Here is an 18,833-nt window from a genome sequence, read left to right on the forward strand (position 1 = left end):
CACCTAAAATCTAAATAAACTTTTTATAAAGGATACTAAGCCTAATTTACCTCTTTTTTGTGGTTCTTCATTTACAACCATCATGGCTGGAACTTTACATGAAGTTGTCTCTGTGTATTGTTTTCCAGTTGTATCTTCATAGGTTATTTCAATAGAGGCATCTCTTTCTTGTTCAGATGGTGTTATTGCTATATCCATATACTCTTCACCTTCAACATCTATTCCCCCTATATTTTGTTCTATAACTTCTGTATCTATAGTAACCTTGGCCTTTACATTCTTAACTTTAGTTTTACTATCATTTCTTAAAGCGGCACTAATGGCACCTTCACTAGGTGTAACTCCACTTATACTTAAGCTTGGAGTATTTTGAACCATTATTCCAACTATTTTAGTTATTTCTTCTTGTTCTTTACCTTTTTCATTGAACATAACACTAGTAACGAAATTGTGTACCCCAGCCTTTATATTAGGATCACTTGCTAAGGTTATGCTTATATACTTAACATCATTTCGTGCTATACTCCCAACATATATTTCATTTGTTGTTCCCACAGGCATAAAGCCATCTAAAGTGCCTTTTCCCTCTACATTTACGATTTTAAGTGATACTCCATAAAGACTATTTCCACTTATATTTTCAACCTTAAAGGTTAATGTAAATGGCATTCCTGGTTCCACTACATCCTCATCTGTTGTTACTGAACTTATTATTAAATCTTTTGACTGAATGTTACTAGCTTGAGGTGATACTTGCTCTCCCCCATTTAAATTATTACCATTATTTTCTCCATTACCATTTTCATTTCCCATTTCAGATAAGGCATTAGAAACCTTATCTGTAAAAGCAAAAGTCTTTTGTGGAACTGATACTGTTGTCAGTATAGTAGCTAAAGCTAAAACTAAACTTAAATTTCTTTTTTTCATATTTTACCCCCTAAATTTCCCAATTTATATAAACACTAATTTTTGTTTATTAACTTTTACAAAGAAGACCATCTTCCATCTTTATTACTTTATCTGCATATTCATAAACTACTTGAGAATGAGTTACTACAATAAAGGTTGTATTAAATTTTTTATTTAAATCTTTTAATAAATCTAATATTTCTATAGTAGTTTTACTATCTAAATTTCCAGTTGGTTCATCAGCTAAAATTACACTTGGATTATTTACTAAAGCTCTAGCTATAGATACTCTTTGTTGTTGTCCTCCTGATAATTCAGAGGGTTTATGATCCATCCTATCAGCTAATCCAACTCTTTCAAGCATTGATTTTGCTCTTTCTATTCTTTCTTTTTTAGGAACTCCAGAAAAAATTAATGGCATTTCTACATTTTCCAAAGCTGTTAGTTGAGGCATTAGATTGTAACTTTGAAATATAAACCCCATATTTCCTCTTCTAAATAAAGCAAGTTCATTCTCATTTAATCCTTCAATATGATAATCATTTATAACTATTTCTCCCTCATCACAAGGCATTATTCCCCCTAAGATATTCAAAAAAGTTGATTTACCTGATCCAGATTCACCTATAATAGCAGTAAATTCGCCTTTATTTATGGTTAAACTTATACCTTTTAATATTTCAACGGAGGTATTTCCAACTTTAAAGGTTTTCTTTATATCTTTACATTGAATTACCATGATTTCCCCCTTTTCAAAAGATTACAGACTTTCCCTTTAAACAATATATTTTTACAAATTCTCACAATTAAGTATATCTTTATTGAATTTAAACTTAATAACAAATTAATTACTGTACCATGAATATTAAGTAAATAAAAATAAAATAAAATGTAAAAAGCTTATAATTAGTTTAAAACTAATTATAAGCTTTCTATACTTTTCTGATTTTAAAATATTTATTCTTCTATTAACTCTTCTATAAGTTCTTCTAATTTTTCAGGTTCAACTGTAGGTGCAAATCTAGCTATAACCTCACCCTCTTTGTCAATTAAGAACTTAGTGAAATTCCATTTTATCTCATCACCTTCTGTAGTAAATCCTAACCCCTTTAATTTATCATAAAAACCTAAGGATGATTCATCTTCTTTTGCCATTGGAGCTTCTTTCTTTAAAAACTTATATAACTCATTGGCATTCTCTCCATTTACGTCTATTTTGGCAAAAGTTTTAAATGTTGTACCATAATTTAGTTTGCAGAAGCCTGAAATCTCTTCATTACTCCCTGGTGCTTGATCAAAGAACTGATTACATGGAAAATCTAATATCTCAAATCCTTTATCTTTATACTTGTCATAAAGCTTTTGTAATCCTTCATATTGAGGAGTAAATCCACAACCAGTTGCAGTATTAACTATTAAAAGTACTTTTCCCTTATAATCACCTAGAGAAACTTCATTTCCTTCAACATCTTTAACTTTAAAATCATATAACATGTTAATCTCTCCTTTTAAATCATCTTGTTTCCCAAATTTAATTTATCCTATTTGAAAAATTTTAATCTAATTATAAATTTTAAAAATATGTTTTTTCTATTCCATTAAAACTTGTATTTAATCTATGAAATTATTTTCTTTACCGTTATGTCATTTTTAATTAATTAAAAATTAATTTTATTAAATATTTATTATTAATTATATGATTATAAAGTTTCAATGTCAACAAAAAAATCTACTAACAAATAATATTTATTAGTAGATTTTTATTTCTATTTGATTACTTAAGATTTATTAAAAATTACTTCCTGCTAAATAGCCTGTTGAAAATGCCATTTGAAGATTATATCCCCCTGTTTCAGCATCTATATCTATAACTTCTCCTGCAAAATAAAGATTTCTTATAAGTTTTGATTCCATAGTAGAAGCATTTATCTCCTTAACCTTAACTCCTCCTGATGTTACCTGAGCAGCCTTTATTGTTAAGGTTTCTCTTGCAGTAAGCTTCATTTCTTTCATATAAGCTATGATTTTATTTTCATCTTCCTTCTTTAAATCACTAGCTTTAATCTCTGTTAATCCTAGCATTTCAAATATTTGCTTTAAAAAGTTTTGAGGTAATATTCCCTTTAAGTTATTTAATACAGTCTTATTAGGATTACTTCTTATTATTTGAGATAATTCCTCTTTAGATTTATCTCTTAAAAAATCTAAAGTTAGTTCAACTTCTCCTTGATCTAAAGCTTTAGTTATATAAGAAGATAACTTTAAAACTGCTGGGCCAGATACTCCAAAGTGAGTAAATATCATATCTCCAAATTTCTCATATTTCTTCTTTTTGACCTTAGCTGAAACAACTACATCCTTCATAGCTACTCCTTGAAGATTTTTCACAAAATCTTCCTTAGTAACAATAGGAATTAATGCTGCATGAATTGGAGTTATTGTATGGCCATACTTTTCTAATATACTGTACATTTCTCCATCTGAACCTGTGTTAGGGAAACTCTTTCCTCCAGTGGTTATTATGATTTTATCGCCTAAAATCATTTTGCCATTGTCAGTAATTACTCCCTTTATTTCACTGTCTTCTATTACTAAATCACAAACCTTAGTATTATATAAAACCTTTATATTGCACTCATTTAATTCATTTTTAAATATGCTTATTACCTCTTCTGCAGTATCACTTTTAGTGTATACTTTCTGATCTAATTCAACCTTATATTCTAAGCCTTTCTTGCTTAAGTAATCTAAAAGTTGATAGTTTGAAAAAGTGTACAATGCACTATACATGAATTTATTATTTGTAACTATCTTATCAAAGAATTCCTCTATATCTCTATTGTTTGTTATGTTACATCTTCCTCCACCAGTAAGCCTTAACTTCTTACCAATTTCATTATTTCTCTCTATTAGTATAACTTCATCATTAGCTGATGCTGTTAAGGCTGCCATTATACCAGCAGGGCCTCCCCCAACTACTATTACCTTTTTCTTGCTCATTTGTTTCCTCCAAATTTTTAACTTCTAAATATTATATACTTTTAATTTTTATTCAATATATTTTATCTATTAAAACTTTTTTCTACTTTCAAAAAACTTAATATATGAAAATTATATATGTATTATACACTAAAAAAGGGGAGTAAAACTATATAATAATTTCACTCACCTTAAAGTTAAAATTTATTTTTTATTTGACATCAATTACTTTATAATCTTTTATATCACTTAGATTACTTGTTCTATGCCAATAAACAAGCTCTAAATGATTATCTATATCTATATCTTCAAACTCTAAAATATACTCTCCTTCTCTTTCTGGATTTTCATAAAATCCTCCTAAAATTCTTTGTCCATACTCATCCTCATCTTTTACTTCTCTTAACATAATATCCCTAAATAGAGTTAAAGGATTATAGTTACTCTTAAAGTAGAATTTTATTTTACCATCTTCCCTTTTAACCTCATAAAATCCTCCCTTTAAATCTTCTCCATAGTTCATCTCCACAGGATATTTTATTCCATCCTTCTCTTCTAACTTAATATCTAATTCTTCTTTATACTCTTCATCTATCCTTGCATAAATAACTTTTATATCTTCAGCATTTTTTATATCTTCATATTTAATATTCGGAAAATTAAGTACTGATACAGTTCTAGGAATAATTAATGATGTATCTTCCATTACTGTACCATCCCACCATCCATATGCTTTTCCATCAACCATTAAATAAAATATTGAATTATCTTCAAATGCTCCAAGTCCATCAAACCAAAGTTTAGATTCAACAATATTTCCTTCAATGGAATTTATTTTTATATTTTTATCTACTCTTTCATTAACTCGTACTTTTTCTATATCCCTAAAACTTGAACTAAAATCTACTTTAACATTAAAATCAGCACTTATATAAGTATCATTTTCTTGAACCTTTGTTGCAACTAAATTTAACTCTCCAATTTCTCTCAACTTTTTATCTGTTGTATTTATCTCAGCAGTTAATATTGCTGTATAATCATCTAAATAAGTTACATCAGTTCCAGAACCCCAAGAATGTACTCCAAACTTATTCATATTAATATCAACTCTAAAGTTATCTTCTTGTACTAATCCTTTTAAAGCTACAGGACTTTCAACCTTAACTCCTACAAGCAAGTCAGTTGGAGTTCCTACTATATTATCTATTGTAAACTTGTATCCATCAACTTCTTTTGTTTCCCCTATATAATTTGTGTAATCTTCAAACCCTTTAAAGAAGCCAAGTTCTCTGTATATATCACCTATAATTGGAATATTAGCAGCTATTACTGGCTTACTTATAACTCCTGCTGTGAGTATTCCTAAAGCTAGAGTAGCTGCAATAGCTGATTTCTTAAACTTTTTATTTTTTCTATCTTTTATAGTATTTTTAATTTTTTTTCTTACTCTCTCTTTTCCTATTTCGCCTAAATCTACCTTTGCTATTTCTATTTCATCAATATTAATCTCATCTATTTTATCTAAAATATCCTTTGGATTCATCTTATACATTCCTCCCCTTAAACTTAGCCTTCAACTTATTTCTTGCTCTAAAAATTCTAAGATTTATAAACTTATTAGTTAATCCCATTTTCTTGCTTATCTCTTCACTAGTTTCCTCTAAATAAAATTTTCTTAAAAATATTTCCCTATCAATATCCTTCATAGAATTTATCTCTTTAGTTACCATGTCCAATTGATTTTTACTATGACATTGACTAGCTAAGCAAACCTCTTCTGATACATTAACATCTGAAATATCTAAAGTTTTTGAATGTCTTACTTCTTTTCTTAATATATCTATTGCTGTATATCTTGAAATAGCTAAAACCCAAGGATAAAACTTTTCCTCCTCCTTATTAAAATGATGTATATTATCCCATATTTTTAAGAGAACATCATTTACACATTCCTCACTTAGTTGTCTATTATTTAAAACTCCATAAGCAACTTTAAAAATAACATTAGAATAATTATCTATAACGTAATCTAAAGCCGTTATATCCCTCTTTTTTAATTGCCTAAGGAAGTTCCCCTTATTTATCATTTAAATTTCCTCCTACTAAAACTGAAAGTACTTTCATAGTTTCAATAATATATTCGTAATAAACTTTAGAACTATTTCAATATTTAAAAAATTTTATAAAAAAGGTTTGATTCACAATGTAAATCAAACCTTTATATTAAAGTCTTAATAATAATTACTCTATAAATCATATTATATTTTAAATATTTCAATCATAGCTTCAAAAAGTAAAAACATAATTATTGTAATAATTAATCCTGGTGCAATATAAATTAAAAGTGCAATAGACTTATTTTTAATCTTTTCTGCTTTAATAAATAAAAATCCTAAGAAAAAGTATATTATTAAAAAGAAATACTGTGATTGAAAACTATCCATTTATTTCCTCTCCTGTATTTTACTTAACCCTTAATACAAATAATTCTTCAAGCAATTTGTATGTCACCAAAACATAATACTATAAGAAAGAAACTTTTTTTGTAGAAATTTGGCATAATGATAAATTTTTCACATAAATTTATTATTTAAGTTCTTAAAATCAATATTGAAACATATATTATAGCCAGTAGTATTTCAAACTTTATAAAGGAGGTTTTCTTATGAATTCACTATTGCCACAAGCAGTTAATCTCTTAAGTTTTATACATTCTGGTGAAACTTTCATAGTAAAAGATCTTTTCCCTAAAATAATTTGGGATAAGCTATCACTGACAGAAAAGAGAACCTTAGAATCTGCATTTCTTAAATATATAAATAAAAAAAATGATTTAAGAATCAAAGCACTAAATGAAATCAGAGAAGGTCATCAAGTTTATAAAAAACTTTAGAATAAAATTCATTTGATAATAAATAAAAAATAAGCAATTTAAAATTAAATTGCTTATTTCTAATTTCTATTCTATAGATTTAAATTTTTCTTGTATTCCATAGGACTACATCCCTTTAAATTTTTAAAAACTCTATTAAAAGTTTTAACACTATTAAAGCCTGCTTTAAAAGCAACATCTGTTATACTATTTTCCTCATTTAATAATAGCCATTCAGATTTTGCTATTCTGAAATTATTTAAATAATCTATAAAAGTCATTCCTGTATTTTCTTTAAAAAATCTTGTGAAATAAAATTTACTAAAACCCGCTACCTTTGATATTTCATCTAAAGTTATACTCTTATCATAATTCTTTTCCACATACTGCATTACACTATCTAACTTTTCTAATCGCTCTTTTTGTTTTTCAATATTTTCACTTTTGCCAGTATCTTTAGGAAGAGATCTCAAAAGTATCCCTGCTAAATCATAAAGTCTAGCTTTTAAAAAAAGTTTATATCCTTCCTTTGCCTCTTCATGTTCTCTTATAATATCCTTAATTTGTTTTTCTAACACTTCGTGAATTTCATCTTCTTTACTAAGCAACTTACAATTAGAAAACATAGGCTTTAATGTTAATCTATCCTTAGTTCCAGAATTAAAGCTATCATATATTGACATTCTAAACTGGATAACAGCTCTAATGCTTAAATTATTTTCCTTTAGAAAATAATGAACTTCTCCTGGTCCAATTATAAGAATATCTCCTTTATTTAGGTTGTAACATTCTTTGTTTACTCCAGCCTTTAATTTCCCATTCACTATATATATTATTTCAATATCTTCATGCCAATGATGTGGTGTGCTTATATTTCCATCATTAAAGAAAAATCTCATGGGAAAATCAGCTTCTAATACTGTTTTTTCAAAATATCCCTTCATATATCCATTTCCCTTTTAAAACATTAAAATTAGGCATATTATACTTCCTCCCTTATACTTAATTTTATTATATATTATGTAAAGAAATAATTTGTAAATATATTGTTTTATTGTTTATATTCTACTTAATGAAATAAGAGTTGTATAAAATATTTGCTAATTTACACAACTCTTATTCTTTAATTTATCTTAATTAAAATAAATATAGGCTTACATATTATAAACTCTAAAACTTTATTCTTACGCCTTCTTTACCTGATTTGTAAATATTACATATCATCTTTTGAGTTTTTAGTGCCTCTTCTCCTGTTATCTCTGGTTCAATTCCATTTTTTAATGCCTCATAGAAATTCTTTATCTGCTTTTTATGACTTGTTCCCCAATATCCTTTAACTCCATTTCCATAGTCAAAAGTTTCATTCGGATCATTATCAGCAATCAATTCTCTCCCATCATTAAATTTTATATGGGCTCTATCTGCTATCATTTTTACTATTCCATTTTCACAATGTAATTCAATCTCAACTGGTGCATCATAGGAATAATAATTTACTGCATGAAAAGCCGTAAGGACTCCATTTTTATACTTTATAACACCCTCTGCACTATCTTCAACTTCTATTATTTCATGTGCTCTGTTACTTATGTTAGCATCTATATAATCAATATCATCATTAATAAACCATCTCATTAAATCCATTGTATGGATAGCTTGGTCTATTATTACACCTCCACCTTCTTTATCCCAAGTTCCTTTCCAATCACTATTAGTGTAATATTCATCTGAACGATCCCAAGTAACCTCTAACTTACCAGCTTTAATCTTGCCTAAATCACCTGATTCTAAGGTTTCTTTTATTAGTTTAGAACCTGGGTTATATCTATTTTGAAAAATAACTCCTAAAACTGTCTTATTATCCTTAGCTGCCTTAACCATTTTTTCTCCATCTTCTAAACTTATAGACATAGGTTTTTCTGTTAAAACATTTATCCCTAAATTAGAAGCATATATAGAAACCTCTGGATGAAGATAATGTGGAAGACATATATGTACCACATCTAAATTTTCTTTTTCAAACATCTCTTTATAATCTAAATAATAATTACAATTATACTCATTTCCTTTATTTTTAGCTCTTTCTTCTTTTATATCGCAAACAGCTACTATCTCTGTATTTTCAATTCCTTTTATTGATTGAGCATGCATAGGAAAAATATTTCCACAACCAACTATTCCAACTCTAAGTTTTTTCATAATAACCTCCTCCATAAACTCACCTTTTATATAGTAGATAAATATTACATCTAAAATTTTAACACTTCTTAAAATTAATACTTATTCAAAATAAACTTAGCTAGGATTTAAACTAGTGTTGATTTTTAGCTAGAAATACAAGACTTCCTTAATTGATAATTAAGTCTTAAGGACTAGCTAAAAATCAACTTTCATTTAAAACCTAATTAAAACGCTCTATATTAACTTACCTAAATATTCTACTCCAAGTTTTAATCCTTCTTTTACTTTTTCCTCAGAACCTTCATATACAGGATCCTCATGCTCTATGCTTAAAACTCCGTCATATCCTACTTCTTTTAATTTATCTATAAATGCTTTCCAATCAATGTCTCCAAGGCCTGGCATTCTATACCTCCAATATCCAAAATCTTCAGTTGTTGAAAGAATCTTATTCCACTTTCCATATTTGCTTAACTTATCTTCAAATATTTCAGTATCCTTAGCATGTGTGTGGAAAATTCTATCCTTAAATTCCTCTATTGGTTCAATATAATCTATTAATAAGTGCTTTAAGTGTGATGGATCATAGTTTAGTCCAAAATTCTTGTTTGGAACTCTTTTAAACATTTCTCTCCAAAGCTCTGGAGTAAAAGAAATTGTTCCTGGATACCCTTGAGTTTGCCATCCATTCATATCACAGTTTTCAATTATAACCTTAATTCCTCTATCCTCTGCATATTGAACTAGCTCTTTAAAAACTACTTCAAATTCATCAAAATTTTCTTCAAAAGTTTTATCTGCATTTCTTCCTACAAATGTCCCCACTGCTGGTACTCCAAGCATTACTGCGGCATCTACACATTTCTTAAAATGATTGTTGATAAAAGCTCTTCTTTCTAAATCTTTATCTAAGTTGTTATCATAGTAAGCTAAAGAGGATATCTTCAATCCTAAATCTTCAAAGTATTCCTTTATTCCCTCTGCCTCTTCCTCAGTAAGATTAGCAACATCTATATCACTTCCAGAATAATCTCTATCATTTGTTCTTGGCCAACATGAAATTTCTAAAGCCTCAAATCCATACTCCTTAGCTAACTTTGCCTTTTCCTTCAATGGCATATTGCCAAGACATCCTGTTAAATATCCTAAATACATAATAAATCCTCCCATACATTTAAAATCTTTAAATTCTTGATTTAACTTAAACTTTTCATTTTATACTATTGTTTTAAGGTATTCTAATCCTTCTTGTACACTTTCAATTGGAGACTTTGTAAAAAACTCTTGCTCAACTATAATCCATTCTAAATTATTTTCTTTAGCCTTTTTTACAATAGACTCTATATCTAATATTCCATTTCCTATTTCCGTTGAATTCTTTTCTTTATTAGCCACAATCATATCTTTAATATGAATAAGTTTTATTCTATCCCTATGTTCCTCCATATAAGAAACAGCATTTATTCCTGCATATTCAATCCAATAAGTATCTAATTCACTTATTATTTCTTTATTAAATCTTTCAAATAATAAATTTAATACTGACTTTTCATTAAACTTATTAAACTCATGATTATGATTGTGATATCCTAAAACCAATCCATTTTTACTGCATATATATGAGGCCTTATTTAATATATCTGAAACTTCCTTTACATCATTTTCATTATTAAAAGAAGCATACGGACAAATAATATACTTATTTCCTATATCTAAATTTAATTTTATAACTTCATCTAAATTATCTCTTAAATCATTTAAAGGTACATGACTACCACAAGAACTTAAATTTAGCTCCCCTAAAACTCTTTTTAATTCTGCACTACTTAGATTTCCATAGCCAGCAAATTCGACACCATCATACCCCATGTTAGCTATTTTTTTTAAAGTTCCAATAAAGTCTTTCTCACACTCTTCCTTTACACTCCAAAGCTGAAGTCCTATTTTCATCCTACCTCACCACCTTTATATAACCTTAAATAAAACCTATTTATTAAATGACTAGCTAAAAATCAATGCTCCTCTAGACAGAACCATTTAAATATACTGGTTGTCCTGTTTTTGAAGACTCATATATTGCTTCAAGTATTTCTGTTACTACTAAGGCTTCCTCAGGTTTTACCACTGGCTCTAAATCGTTTATTACACAATTTATCCAAGACTTAGCTTCTAAATCTCCTGGTTCTTCTGACTCTCCTTCATAGAAGTCGACTCCTCCAGCTTGTAAATCTATTTTCTTCTCATAAAGTCTACTGTACTTTTCTCCATTTAAAGTTAATCCATTTTTCATATCAGCTCCACCTTCAGTTCCACAAAGAGTTGTCTTTGCTTCATCAACTTCAAGTGAATTTAAGGCCCAACTTGACTCTAAAACTATTGTTGCTCCATTTTCCATTGTTATAAATCCAAAAGCTGAATCCTCAACAGTAAACTTTTCCGGATCCCATGGTCCCCATGCATTAGCTGCATTTTCCTTATTACCTAATTTATGATAAACATTTCCTACAACGTATTTTGGCTTATGATTATTCATCATCCATAAAGTTAAATCTAATGCATGAGTTCCTATATCTATTAAAGGACCTCCGCCTTGTTCAAACTCATTTAAGAAAACTCCCCAAGTTGGAACTGCTCTTCTTCTTATTGCATGAGCTTTTGCAAAGTATATCTCTCCTAATTCTCCAGCCTCACAAACCTTATGAAGATAATCTGAATCCAATCTAAAACGATTTTGATATCCTATTGTTAGTTTTTTACCTGTTATCTTTGCTGCTTCAAGCATTTTTCTTGCTTCTTCTGATGTCTTAGCCATTGGTTTTTCACACATTACATGCTTACCAGCTTCTAAAGCATCTATAGTTATAAAGCTATGAGATCTATTTGGTGTACAAACATGTATAACTTCAATTTCTTCATCTTTTAAAAGTTCTTTATAATCAGAATAAACCTTTGCATTCTCTATACCATATTCTTTGGCAGCTTTTTCTGCCTTCTCTATTTCTAAGTCGCAAAATCCTATTAATTCAACTTCCTTAATCTTTGATAATCCTGGTAGATGCTTACCATTAGCAATCCCACCACAACCTATTATTCCAACTTTAACTATTCTACTCATAAAATTCACTTATTTATTTGAATATTGCTTTAAAATAAATAAGCTTTCTCACTCCCCTCATATTTTTTATCTTAAATTTAAATTAACGAATTGACTCTTTCCAAGGATTTCTCCCTCTTATTTACAACTCCATTCTATACCATCCATTCCCAAAATACTTGTCATTAATTGCTTACTTCTTCTCATATATTGCTTATTTTTTATATTGTATAAATCTCTAAATTTCCTAATGGATACTAAAAAAAATAATGACCAAAAATAAAATTATAAATAATACAAACTTTTCAAAATAAGTTCATGGTTTAAATTAGTATTGCTTTTTAGATAGTACCCTAAGACCATATTCTTAAAAACAAAATAAAAAAACACTAACTTTCAATAAAGTAACTCTGTACTTTAATAAGTTAGTGCTCTTTTTACTTGGATAAACTCCATATTATATTTATAACAAGTCTATTTCCAACTTTTTTAGCTTCTATCTTTTGTCCTTGTTTCTCTACTAATAATTTAACTATTGCCAAGCCTAAGCCAGTATTTTGTCCAGTTCTCATTCTATCTCTAGTAAAAAACTTTTCAAAAATTCTATTTATATCTTTAGCTTCCAGTGCTTCAGCTTTATTAGAAAACTCTATTATTATATTATTTTTTTCTTTTCTTAAGGATATTTTAACCTCCCCTTCTCCATGCTTTATTATATTTTCAGTTAAGTTTGTAAATATCCTGTTTAGGGATTCTTTATCACCTAATACTATATTTAATCCTTCTTCAATTTCAATTTCCGGTTCTCCAAACTTCTCATATAAAGTTTCATAAAAAGCTGCAATAATTTCTCCTAAAACTATTTCTAGTTTAATAGGTTCAAGGGTAATTTCATATTGATCTGCTTGAATTCTAGATAAGCCATAAAAGTTAGTTATTAATCCATTTAAAACTGAAGCTCTTTTTTCTATTATTTTTAAATACTCTCTTTTTTCATCTTCCTTTAGATTCTCATCATTTAATAAGTAAACATATCCCATTATTGATGTTAAAGGGGTTCTTAAATCATGTGACATATTGGCTATGGCATCTCTTAGCTCCATATCCTTTTCTTTATAAATCGCTTCTTTTTCTTTTTTATCATCAATTAGTTTATTTATTTCTATTATTAAATTTTCAATATTTTTATTTGGAACTCCTAATCTTAACTTCTCAGTCTTTCCCTCTCTATTTAGTCTTTTTAAATCTAAAGTTATTTTATTTATTTCTCTTTTTTTAAAAATCAAATTTATAACAACAATAATAAGGATTGCGGAAAGCAATCCTATTATAAAAAGGTCCAATATACTTCCTCCTTATTTAACTTCTTGTTTTTTCATAACTAAAAGTCCTAAAATTAAAAATACTATTGTATTCACTATTCCTACTATTATATTTGTTCCTATAATACTATCAGTTAATCCAATACTAACTAATTCTTTTAAAGGATTAAATAATAAGTAAGGATAAATCAAAGTGAAAACTCCTCCATAAAGGCTATCTAATATAGAAAATACTATTGGTACTCCTGAAACTATTCCTAAAATTATCACCACAGCTAATGTTTCTTTTTTAATGATTATAGTTATTAAATCATATAAGGCTAATGCACTTAAATATATTGGAAATGCTACTAATAATCTATATATTACATCTAAAAAGTCAGAAAAACCATTTGGTCCAACTAATCCAAAAATATATGATGTTACTATCATAGTTATTACTGCTGCTATTTCCATAATTAAAAATATTATTACTTGTGCTATATATTTACCTAAATATATTTTTTCTCTTGATAAAGTTGAAGAAACTAAGTTTTTAAGAGTATTTTCCTTATATTCTTCCATAGGTACATCCATAAATGCAAGCATCATAAAAGAAATTGCACCTATAAAATTAATTGCTGTAAAAGCTAATGGTGAGAAATCCATCACAGTAGAGGTTGCTCTCATCATATTACTAATAGCCACTCCAGCTACCACTATAAGTAAATTAAAACCTAAAGAAATTGTAATATATAAAAATGGCCTTCTTGATGTCTTATAAAGTTCTGCTTTTATTAGATTAAGCATTATTTTCACCTCCAATAAGATTTATAAAATAATCTTCTAAATTAACTCCAACTCTTTCTAGAGAATAAACATCTACTCCACCTTCTACTAAAGCTCTATTTATTCTCTGTGGATTATCTAACTCTCTATAAACTTTTATAAATCCATCTGGTAAAATCTCGTATGAATTATTCTTTAATGCTTGTTCTAATATTATAGAGGCTCTCTTACAGTCATCAACCTTAATAAGTAAATGGTGTCTACATTTTTCATTAAGTTCTTCCTCTGAAATTTCCTCTACTATTTTTCCATCTTTTAAAAATCCGTAGCAATTTGCAAGTTGTGATAATTCTCCCAATATGTGACTTGATACTAAAATTGTAACTCCATTTAATTTATTTAATTTTAAAAGTACTTCACGTACTTCTCTAATTCCCATAGGATCCATTCCATTAGTTGGCTCATCTAAGATAAGAAGTTCAGGTTCTCCTAAAAGTGCAAGAGCTAATCCAAGCCTTTGTTTCATACCTAAAGAAAACTTTTTAAATTTCTTATTTCCTACATCACCAAGTCCAACCATTTCTAATACTTCATCAATAGATTTTTCTCCTACTATTCCTCTTTGAATTCTATAATATTCAAGATTTTGCTTAGCCGTAAAAAATGAATAAAATGCTGGAGTTTCTATTATATTTCCTATTTTTTTATGCTCTAAAAGTTTTTCCTTCTCATCTATTTTTCCAAAAAGCTCTATTTCCCCAGAATCAATATTTGCTAGAGATAAAATCATCCTTATTAAGGTTGTCTTACCTGCACCATTCTTTCCGACCAATCCATATATATCACCTTTTTTTAAATTCATGTTTAAGTTATCAAGAACAATCTTCTTGCCATATCTTTTGTTTAAATTCCTTACAGAAATTATATTTTCCAAAGTTCCTTACCTCCTAATAAGTTTTTCTCTGTATTTCTCTCTATGTTTATATAATAAACCCTAAGTCTCAAAATACCTTAAAGAAACCCTTAAGAAAGTCTTAAGTTTTTTATTAACTCTTTTTTAAATGGCTCTATTTTAAGTGTAAATTACTCCATTTTAAAGCCAACACCCCATATAGTTTTTATATAATCATTTTCACTATCTAAAGCTCCTATTTTATTTCTAAGATTACTTATGTGAACATTTATAGTGTTGTCATCACCAAAAAACTCTTCTTCCCATACAGTTTCAAATAAATTTCCTTTTGTAAAAACTCTTTTAGGATTGCTTACTAGTAATTCCAATATTTTAAATTCCTTTGAAGTAAGTTGAAGTCCTTCTCCATTAACTCTTACTTCTCTACTTTTAGGTTCTAGAATTAACTTTTTGTATTTCAATGTTGTGTTTTCCTCTTTTTTATTGCTTATTATTTTATTTCTTCTTAAGTGAGCCTCAACTCTAGCTAAAACCTCCTGAACATCAAAAGGCTTTGTTACAAAATCATCTGCGCCTAACCTTAAAACATTTATTTTATCCTCTACTGTTGTTTTAGCTGATATAACCATTATAGGAGTATTCTTAATCTTTCTAATCTCCTCAATAAATTCTTCACCAGTTATTCCTGGCAACATGAGATCAAGTAATACAATATCAAACTCAAAAAATTCCAAACACATTTTCCCCTCTGAGCCAGAAAACGCTTGTCTAACATTATAACCTTCCTTAGTAAGAATTTTACTTAACAAGCCGTTTATATCTATATCATCCTCTACAATCAAAATATTTCCTAATTTATTTTCACTCATAATTATCCACCTATTTAAACACTCTTAAAGTTTATATTATAATAACAATAACTTTAACAGTACTAACTCCTTTATAACTAAACATAATATTTCTTTCACAAAAATAATACCATATTATTACATGATATTTTGTTTAAATTTTACTTAATTTTTATTTCTATTTATTAGATTAGCCTCTAATTATATTTTAAATAACTTAAAAGAGAGTAATTAAATTATATATTTATAAAAAATAATAATTTAATATACTCTCTCTTTATTAGATTTCTATGCTTTTAATCATTATTAAGCATAGGTTTTTTCATCATATATTTCTTTTATATCTTCTAGTTGAAAGACTTCACATCCTTCATAAAAACTTCTCGTTCTTTTATAAAAAATATTTCTTAATCTATTCTATAGTTTAAGAATCCTAAATTCATCTCTTTATTACGCTCTGCTAGTTCAAACTGATTTTCACCGTTATTTCCCCAAGTTATTGAGTAGTTAAATTCTATGAATCCACCTAGTGAAGCTTTAAAATTAGTTTCCCAAATATTGTTCATTACCCAAGAATATAGCTCGTAATCTTTTGAATCTATATATTTTTCATGGAATAATTTCTTCGAATTTTCATACTTAAGCTGAGATGTATAGATTAAAGATGAATCTGGCATAGCTATACTTATACCATAGTCCCCCTCTTTAAGTACAACTCCCTCTTGAACTAAATTAAAGTCACAATTTGTTCCTGGAAGTTGTTCTTTTTTGACCTGAACTACACAACCAGTCTTTTCACAGAATAAATCCATTTTATTATTGTTATAAGCAAATGGTAATGCTATATACATACTCTCTGGATCCCAAACACTTTCCTTATTCATAACAACATTTATTTCAGATTTATTTATTTCATTGTATATTTTTACTACCACATTTATTAAGCCTGTACCTTTTAAGTCTAACTCTAAATTTATCTTTCCAAAGACTTCTCCTAGTTCGCTTACCCTTATACTCTTTATTTCTGGATAAAAAACTTTAGCATTAATTCCCCTCATATTACGTCCTAAAACCTGACGAACTTTATATTGAGCATCAGAAGTTTGTTCAACTACTTCAGTCAATTCATAAACAGGCATAAATGCACCAACTTTAGAATTTTCATCATATAATTCAACCTGATTAATCTTATCAAACCAACTTATTATTCCCTTTTCTTTGTTCCACTTAATTCTAACATTATTATTTTCAAAAGCATTTTCATACTTTATTATTTCTCTATTGTCTTCATATAGGAATATATCATCAATCCCTTGACAGCAGTGGCTTTCATTAGCAATTTTTATGAAATTAATATCATCTTCATGTCTCTTAACCCAAATATTTCTCTCTTCTTTAGGCTCTAAAGTTATTACAAAGTTTATATAAACTCCACGTGGATGTGGTTCGCTTTGAGTCTTAAATTCATTTCCTAAGTTATCTACTATAGTCTCTCTTAAGTTTGAAATTTCCCAATAATCTAGAGAAAGCTTAATACATTCTGTAATCCTCTTATTGTGTGGATTAACAATTTTAAACTTAAGCTTTCTATTTGGCTTTAATGTAGTCATTCCTTTTTCTTCTAAAACCTTATTATAATTTCTTATTGCCATTTCATGAGCTCTTATGGCATAACCTGATTTTTTATAATCTAATAGATTCACAAAACTATTCCAAGGATTAGTAAGTGAAGATGAATGTCCCCATGTATGCTCTGAATAAAGCATTAACTGATTCTCACACTCTTTAATCCACTCTTTATTACTAAGACTAAAATCCTCATCTATAAGCTTAGTTGTATTTAAAAGTCTTTGAGCCTCTTTGTATATTTTTAAAACTTGAGGTGTTGATCCTACTCCAAAAGACCACCAATCTGGCCAATCTCCCTTATAAGTCGGAATTTCAACCTTTGAGTCTTTAATTTTTTTAAAGAATGAATCTAAAGAAATCATCTTCATTTCTACTTCTTCTCCAAAATTATTGTTCCACCAATTTATAAATTCAACAACTTCAATATTAGGTGAACCATTATCTGTTGGAAGACCATGTACTGTTATCGGAACAAAATCATACTCATAATCTTGATTTTCTAATCCTTTTAAATATCTAAACATTCTTATTTTTCCATATTCAAATCTTTTATCCTCTGTAAATGAGGAGGTTAATTCATCTCTATTTATATATGAACCTGTTGCAGTTTTTACTATTCCAAATTCATTTCCAAAATGATAGTGCTCCCCATTCCAAACAAGGATCTTATTTCCTTTTTGAGATTCCCAATAAAAAGGAGTTTGTTTTTTAAATAAAGGATACATACCATGATGAGAATGGACACATGAATATAAATTTTCTATTCCACTTTCATATAAGGCATCTGCATATCCCCATGCATATCCATTAATATCTGCTGTCATTGAAGAATTTACTTTTTTCCCTAAGTTATCACAATAATTAACAGCCTCTGAAATATGATTTTTTAATACATAATAATCAATTGTTTCATTTAAGTTTAAATAATTGCCTGTAATTTCAATACTTCCATTTAATACACAAGTTTCAAAACGTTTTTTCCAATCTTCTGATGCTGCTTTTAGAAAACATTCAACACCCCAAAAAGATTCACAAGTCCAAATGAATTCACTTTCTCTCTCATCTTTTCTAAGCTCCTCTGCGATTTCAATAGCTTGCTTAATAAAATTAACATGATAATGTTCGATAGTTTCCTGACTTTGTGTATATCCGATGTCTGTGTGAGAATGATGAATTAATAAAACTTCCCACTTTTTCTTTAATTTAAACTCTCCCATGGCTCTGCCCCCATTTTCATAAATATTTTCTATTTGTATTTACATTTGATAACGTCTACATTATAACATAATTAATATTTTTTTGAATATTTTAATAAAAT

Annotated in this window: 18 protein-coding genes; 1 reads left to right on the top strand and 17 read right to left on the bottom strand. The window is 28.0% G+C overall.

Features of this window, described 5'->3' with window-relative positions:
• Positions 1-3: 3 nt before the first annotated feature.
• The 7 genes from OIF33_RS06995 to OIF33_RS07025 form a co-directional block, all read right to left on the bottom strand.
• Positions 4-927, bottom strand: a complete 924-nt coding sequence (locus OIF33_RS06995) for a hypothetical protein (RefSeq protein ID WP_322503510.1) — start codon at positions 925-927, stop codon at positions 4-6.
• A gap of 49 nt (positions 928-976) precedes the next feature.
• Positions 977-1,648 (bottom strand): ABC transporter ATP-binding protein, encoded by a 672-nt coding sequence (locus OIF33_RS07000; RefSeq protein WP_322503511.1) that lies wholly within the window; start codon positions 1,646-1,648, stop codon positions 977-979.
• 218 nt (positions 1,649-1,866) lie between these two features.
• Complete coding sequence (locus OIF33_RS07005) at positions 1,867-2,403, bottom strand: glutathione peroxidase (RefSeq protein WP_322503512.1); 537 nt, start codon at positions 2,401-2,403, stop codon at positions 1,867-1,869.
• Between the two features lie 294 nt (positions 2,404-2,697).
• Positions 2,698-3,909: an NAD(P)/FAD-dependent oxidoreductase gene (locus OIF33_RS07010; RefSeq protein ID WP_322503513.1), complete on the bottom strand. Its 1,212-nt coding sequence runs from the start codon at positions 3,907-3,909 to the stop codon at positions 2,698-2,700.
• 190 nt (positions 3,910-4,099) lie between these two features.
• On the bottom strand, positions 4,100-5,431 hold the full coding sequence (locus OIF33_RS07015) for a DUF4179 domain-containing protein (RefSeq protein WP_322503514.1): 1,332 nt from the start codon (positions 5,429-5,431) through the stop codon (positions 4,100-4,102).
• Position 5,432: 1 nt separating this feature from the next.
• Positions 5,433-5,975, bottom strand: a complete 543-nt coding sequence (locus OIF33_RS07020) for a sigma-70 family RNA polymerase sigma factor (protein WP_322503515.1) — start codon at positions 5,973-5,975, stop codon at positions 5,433-5,435.
• Between the two features lie 171 nt (positions 5,976-6,146).
• A complete protein-coding gene (locus tag OIF33_RS07025) occupies positions 6,147-6,332 on the bottom strand; it encodes a hypothetical protein (RefSeq protein WP_322503516.1) in 186 nt (61 codons plus the stop codon).
• Positions 6,333-6,553: 221 nt separating this feature from the next.
• Between OIF33_RS07025 and OIF33_RS07030 the strand changes: the two genes are divergently transcribed.
• Positions 6,554-6,781, top strand: a complete 228-nt coding sequence (locus OIF33_RS07030; RefSeq protein WP_322503517.1) for a single-stranded DNA-binding protein — start codon at positions 6,554-6,556, stop codon at positions 6,779-6,781.
• A 71-nt stretch (positions 6,782-6,852) separates the two neighbouring features.
• Here the strand turns inward: OIF33_RS07030 and OIF33_RS07035 are convergent, their stop codons facing one another.
• The 10 genes from OIF33_RS07035 to OIF33_RS07080 form a co-directional block, all read right to left on the bottom strand.
• Positions 6,853-7,704, bottom strand: a complete 852-nt coding sequence (locus OIF33_RS07035) for an AraC family transcriptional regulator (RefSeq protein WP_322503518.1) — start codon at positions 7,702-7,704, stop codon at positions 6,853-6,855.
• 226 nt (positions 7,705-7,930) lie between these two features.
• On the bottom strand, positions 7,931-8,959 hold the full coding sequence (locus tag OIF33_RS07040) for a Gfo/Idh/MocA family oxidoreductase (RefSeq protein WP_322503519.1): 1,029 nt from the start codon (positions 8,957-8,959) through the stop codon (positions 7,931-7,933).
• A 216-nt stretch (positions 8,960-9,175) separates the two neighbouring features.
• Positions 9,176-10,096 carry a sugar phosphate isomerase/epimerase gene (locus OIF33_RS07045; RefSeq protein WP_322503520.1) on the bottom strand — a complete coding sequence of 307 codons (921 nt, stop codon included), beginning with the start codon at positions 10,094-10,096 and terminating at the stop codon, positions 9,176-9,178.
• Between the two features lie 60 nt (positions 10,097-10,156).
• On the bottom strand, positions 10,157-10,891 hold the full coding sequence (locus tag OIF33_RS07050) for a sugar phosphate isomerase/epimerase (RefSeq protein WP_322503521.1): 735 nt from the start codon (positions 10,889-10,891) through the stop codon (positions 10,157-10,159).
• Positions 10,892-10,964: 73 nt separating this feature from the next.
• Positions 10,965-12,056 (bottom strand): Gfo/Idh/MocA family oxidoreductase, encoded by a 1,092-nt coding sequence (locus tag OIF33_RS07055; RefSeq protein WP_322503522.1) that lies wholly within the window; start codon positions 12,054-12,056, stop codon positions 10,965-10,967.
• Positions 12,057-12,472: 416 nt separating this feature from the next.
• A complete protein-coding gene (locus tag OIF33_RS07060; RefSeq protein ID WP_322503523.1) occupies positions 12,473-13,378 on the bottom strand; it encodes a HAMP domain-containing sensor histidine kinase in 906 nt (301 codons plus the stop codon).
• A 12-nt stretch (positions 13,379-13,390) separates the two neighbouring features.
• A complete protein-coding gene (locus OIF33_RS07065; RefSeq protein ID WP_322503524.1) occupies positions 13,391-14,146 on the bottom strand; it encodes an ABC transporter permease in 756 nt (251 codons plus the stop codon).
• Positions 14,139-15,059: an ATP-binding cassette domain-containing protein gene (locus tag OIF33_RS07070; protein WP_322503525.1), complete on the bottom strand. Its 921-nt coding sequence runs from the start codon at positions 15,057-15,059 to the stop codon at positions 14,139-14,141. Before OIF33_RS07070 ends, OIF33_RS07065 begins: the two co-directional genes overlap by 8 nt.
• Positions 15,060-15,208: 149 nt before the next feature.
• Positions 15,209-15,907: a response regulator transcription factor gene (locus OIF33_RS07075; RefSeq protein ID WP_322503526.1), complete on the bottom strand. Its 699-nt coding sequence runs from the start codon at positions 15,905-15,907 to the stop codon at positions 15,209-15,211.
• A gap of 386 nt (positions 15,908-16,293) precedes the next feature.
• On the bottom strand, positions 16,294-18,732 hold the full coding sequence (locus OIF33_RS07080; RefSeq protein ID WP_322503527.1) for a hypothetical protein: 2,439 nt from the start codon (positions 18,730-18,732) through the stop codon (positions 16,294-16,296).
• Between the last annotated feature and the right edge of the window lie 101 nt (positions 18,733-18,833).

This window comes from Clostridium sp. LIBA-8841 (genome assembly GCF_034439435.1).
In the GTDB taxonomy this organism is placed as follows: Bacteria; Bacillota; Clostridia; order Clostridiales; family Clostridiaceae; genus Sarcina.

Bases quoted from the DNA above. Each gene is read 5' to 3' on its own strand.
- OIF33_RS06995 (WP_322503510.1), bottom strand. From the start codon at position 927: ATGAAAAAAAGAAATTTAAGTTTAGTTTTAGCTTTAGCTACTATACTG.
- OIF33_RS07000 (WP_322503511.1), bottom strand. From the start codon at position 1,648: ATGGTAATTCAATGTAAAGATATAAAGAAAACCTTTAAAGTTGGAAAT.
- OIF33_RS07005 (WP_322503512.1), bottom strand. From the start codon at position 2,403: ATGTTATATGATTTTAAAGTTAAAGATGTTGAAGGAAATGAAGTTTCT.
- OIF33_RS07010 (WP_322503513.1), bottom strand. From the start codon at position 3,909: ATGAGCAAGAAAAAGGTAATAGTAGTTGGGGGAGGCCCTGCTGGTATA.
- OIF33_RS07015 (WP_322503514.1), bottom strand. From the start codon at position 5,431: ATGAATCCAAAGGATATTTTAGATAAAATAGATGAGATTAATATTGAT.
- OIF33_RS07020 (WP_322503515.1), bottom strand. From the start codon at position 5,975: ATGATAAATAAGGGGAACTTCCTTAGGCAATTAAAAAAGAGGGATATA.
- OIF33_RS07025 (WP_322503516.1), bottom strand. From the start codon at position 6,332: ATGGATAGTTTTCAATCACAGTATTTCTTTTTAATAATATACTTTTTC.
- OIF33_RS07030 (WP_322503517.1), top strand. From the start codon at position 6,554: ATGAATTCACTATTGCCACAAGCAGTTAATCTCTTAAGTTTTATACAT.
- OIF33_RS07035 (WP_322503518.1), bottom strand. From the start codon at position 7,704: ATGAAGGGATATTTTGAAAAAACAGTATTAGAAGCTGATTTTCCCATG.
- OIF33_RS07040 (WP_322503519.1), bottom strand. From the start codon at position 8,959: ATGAAAAAACTTAGAGTTGGAATAGTTGGTTGTGGAAATATTTTTCCT.
- OIF33_RS07045 (WP_322503520.1), bottom strand. From the start codon at position 10,096: ATGTATTTAGGATATTTAACAGGATGTCTTGGCAATATGCCATTGAAG.
- OIF33_RS07050 (WP_322503521.1), bottom strand. From the start codon at position 10,891: ATGAAAATAGGACTTCAGCTTTGGAGTGTAAAGGAAGAGTGTGAGAAA.
- OIF33_RS07055 (WP_322503522.1), bottom strand. From the start codon at position 12,056: ATGAGTAGAATAGTTAAAGTTGGAATAATAGGTTGTGGTGGGATTGCT.
- OIF33_RS07065 (WP_322503524.1), bottom strand. From the start codon at position 14,146: ATGCTTAATCTAATAAAAGCAGAACTTTATAAGACATCAAGAAGGCCA.
- OIF33_RS07075 (WP_322503526.1), bottom strand. From the start codon at position 15,907: ATGAGTGAAAATAAATTAGGAAATATTTTGATTGTAGAGGATGATATA.
- OIF33_RS07080 (WP_322503527.1), bottom strand. From the start codon at position 18,732: ATGGGAGAGTTTAAATTAAAGAAAAAGTGGGAAGTTTTATTAATTCAT.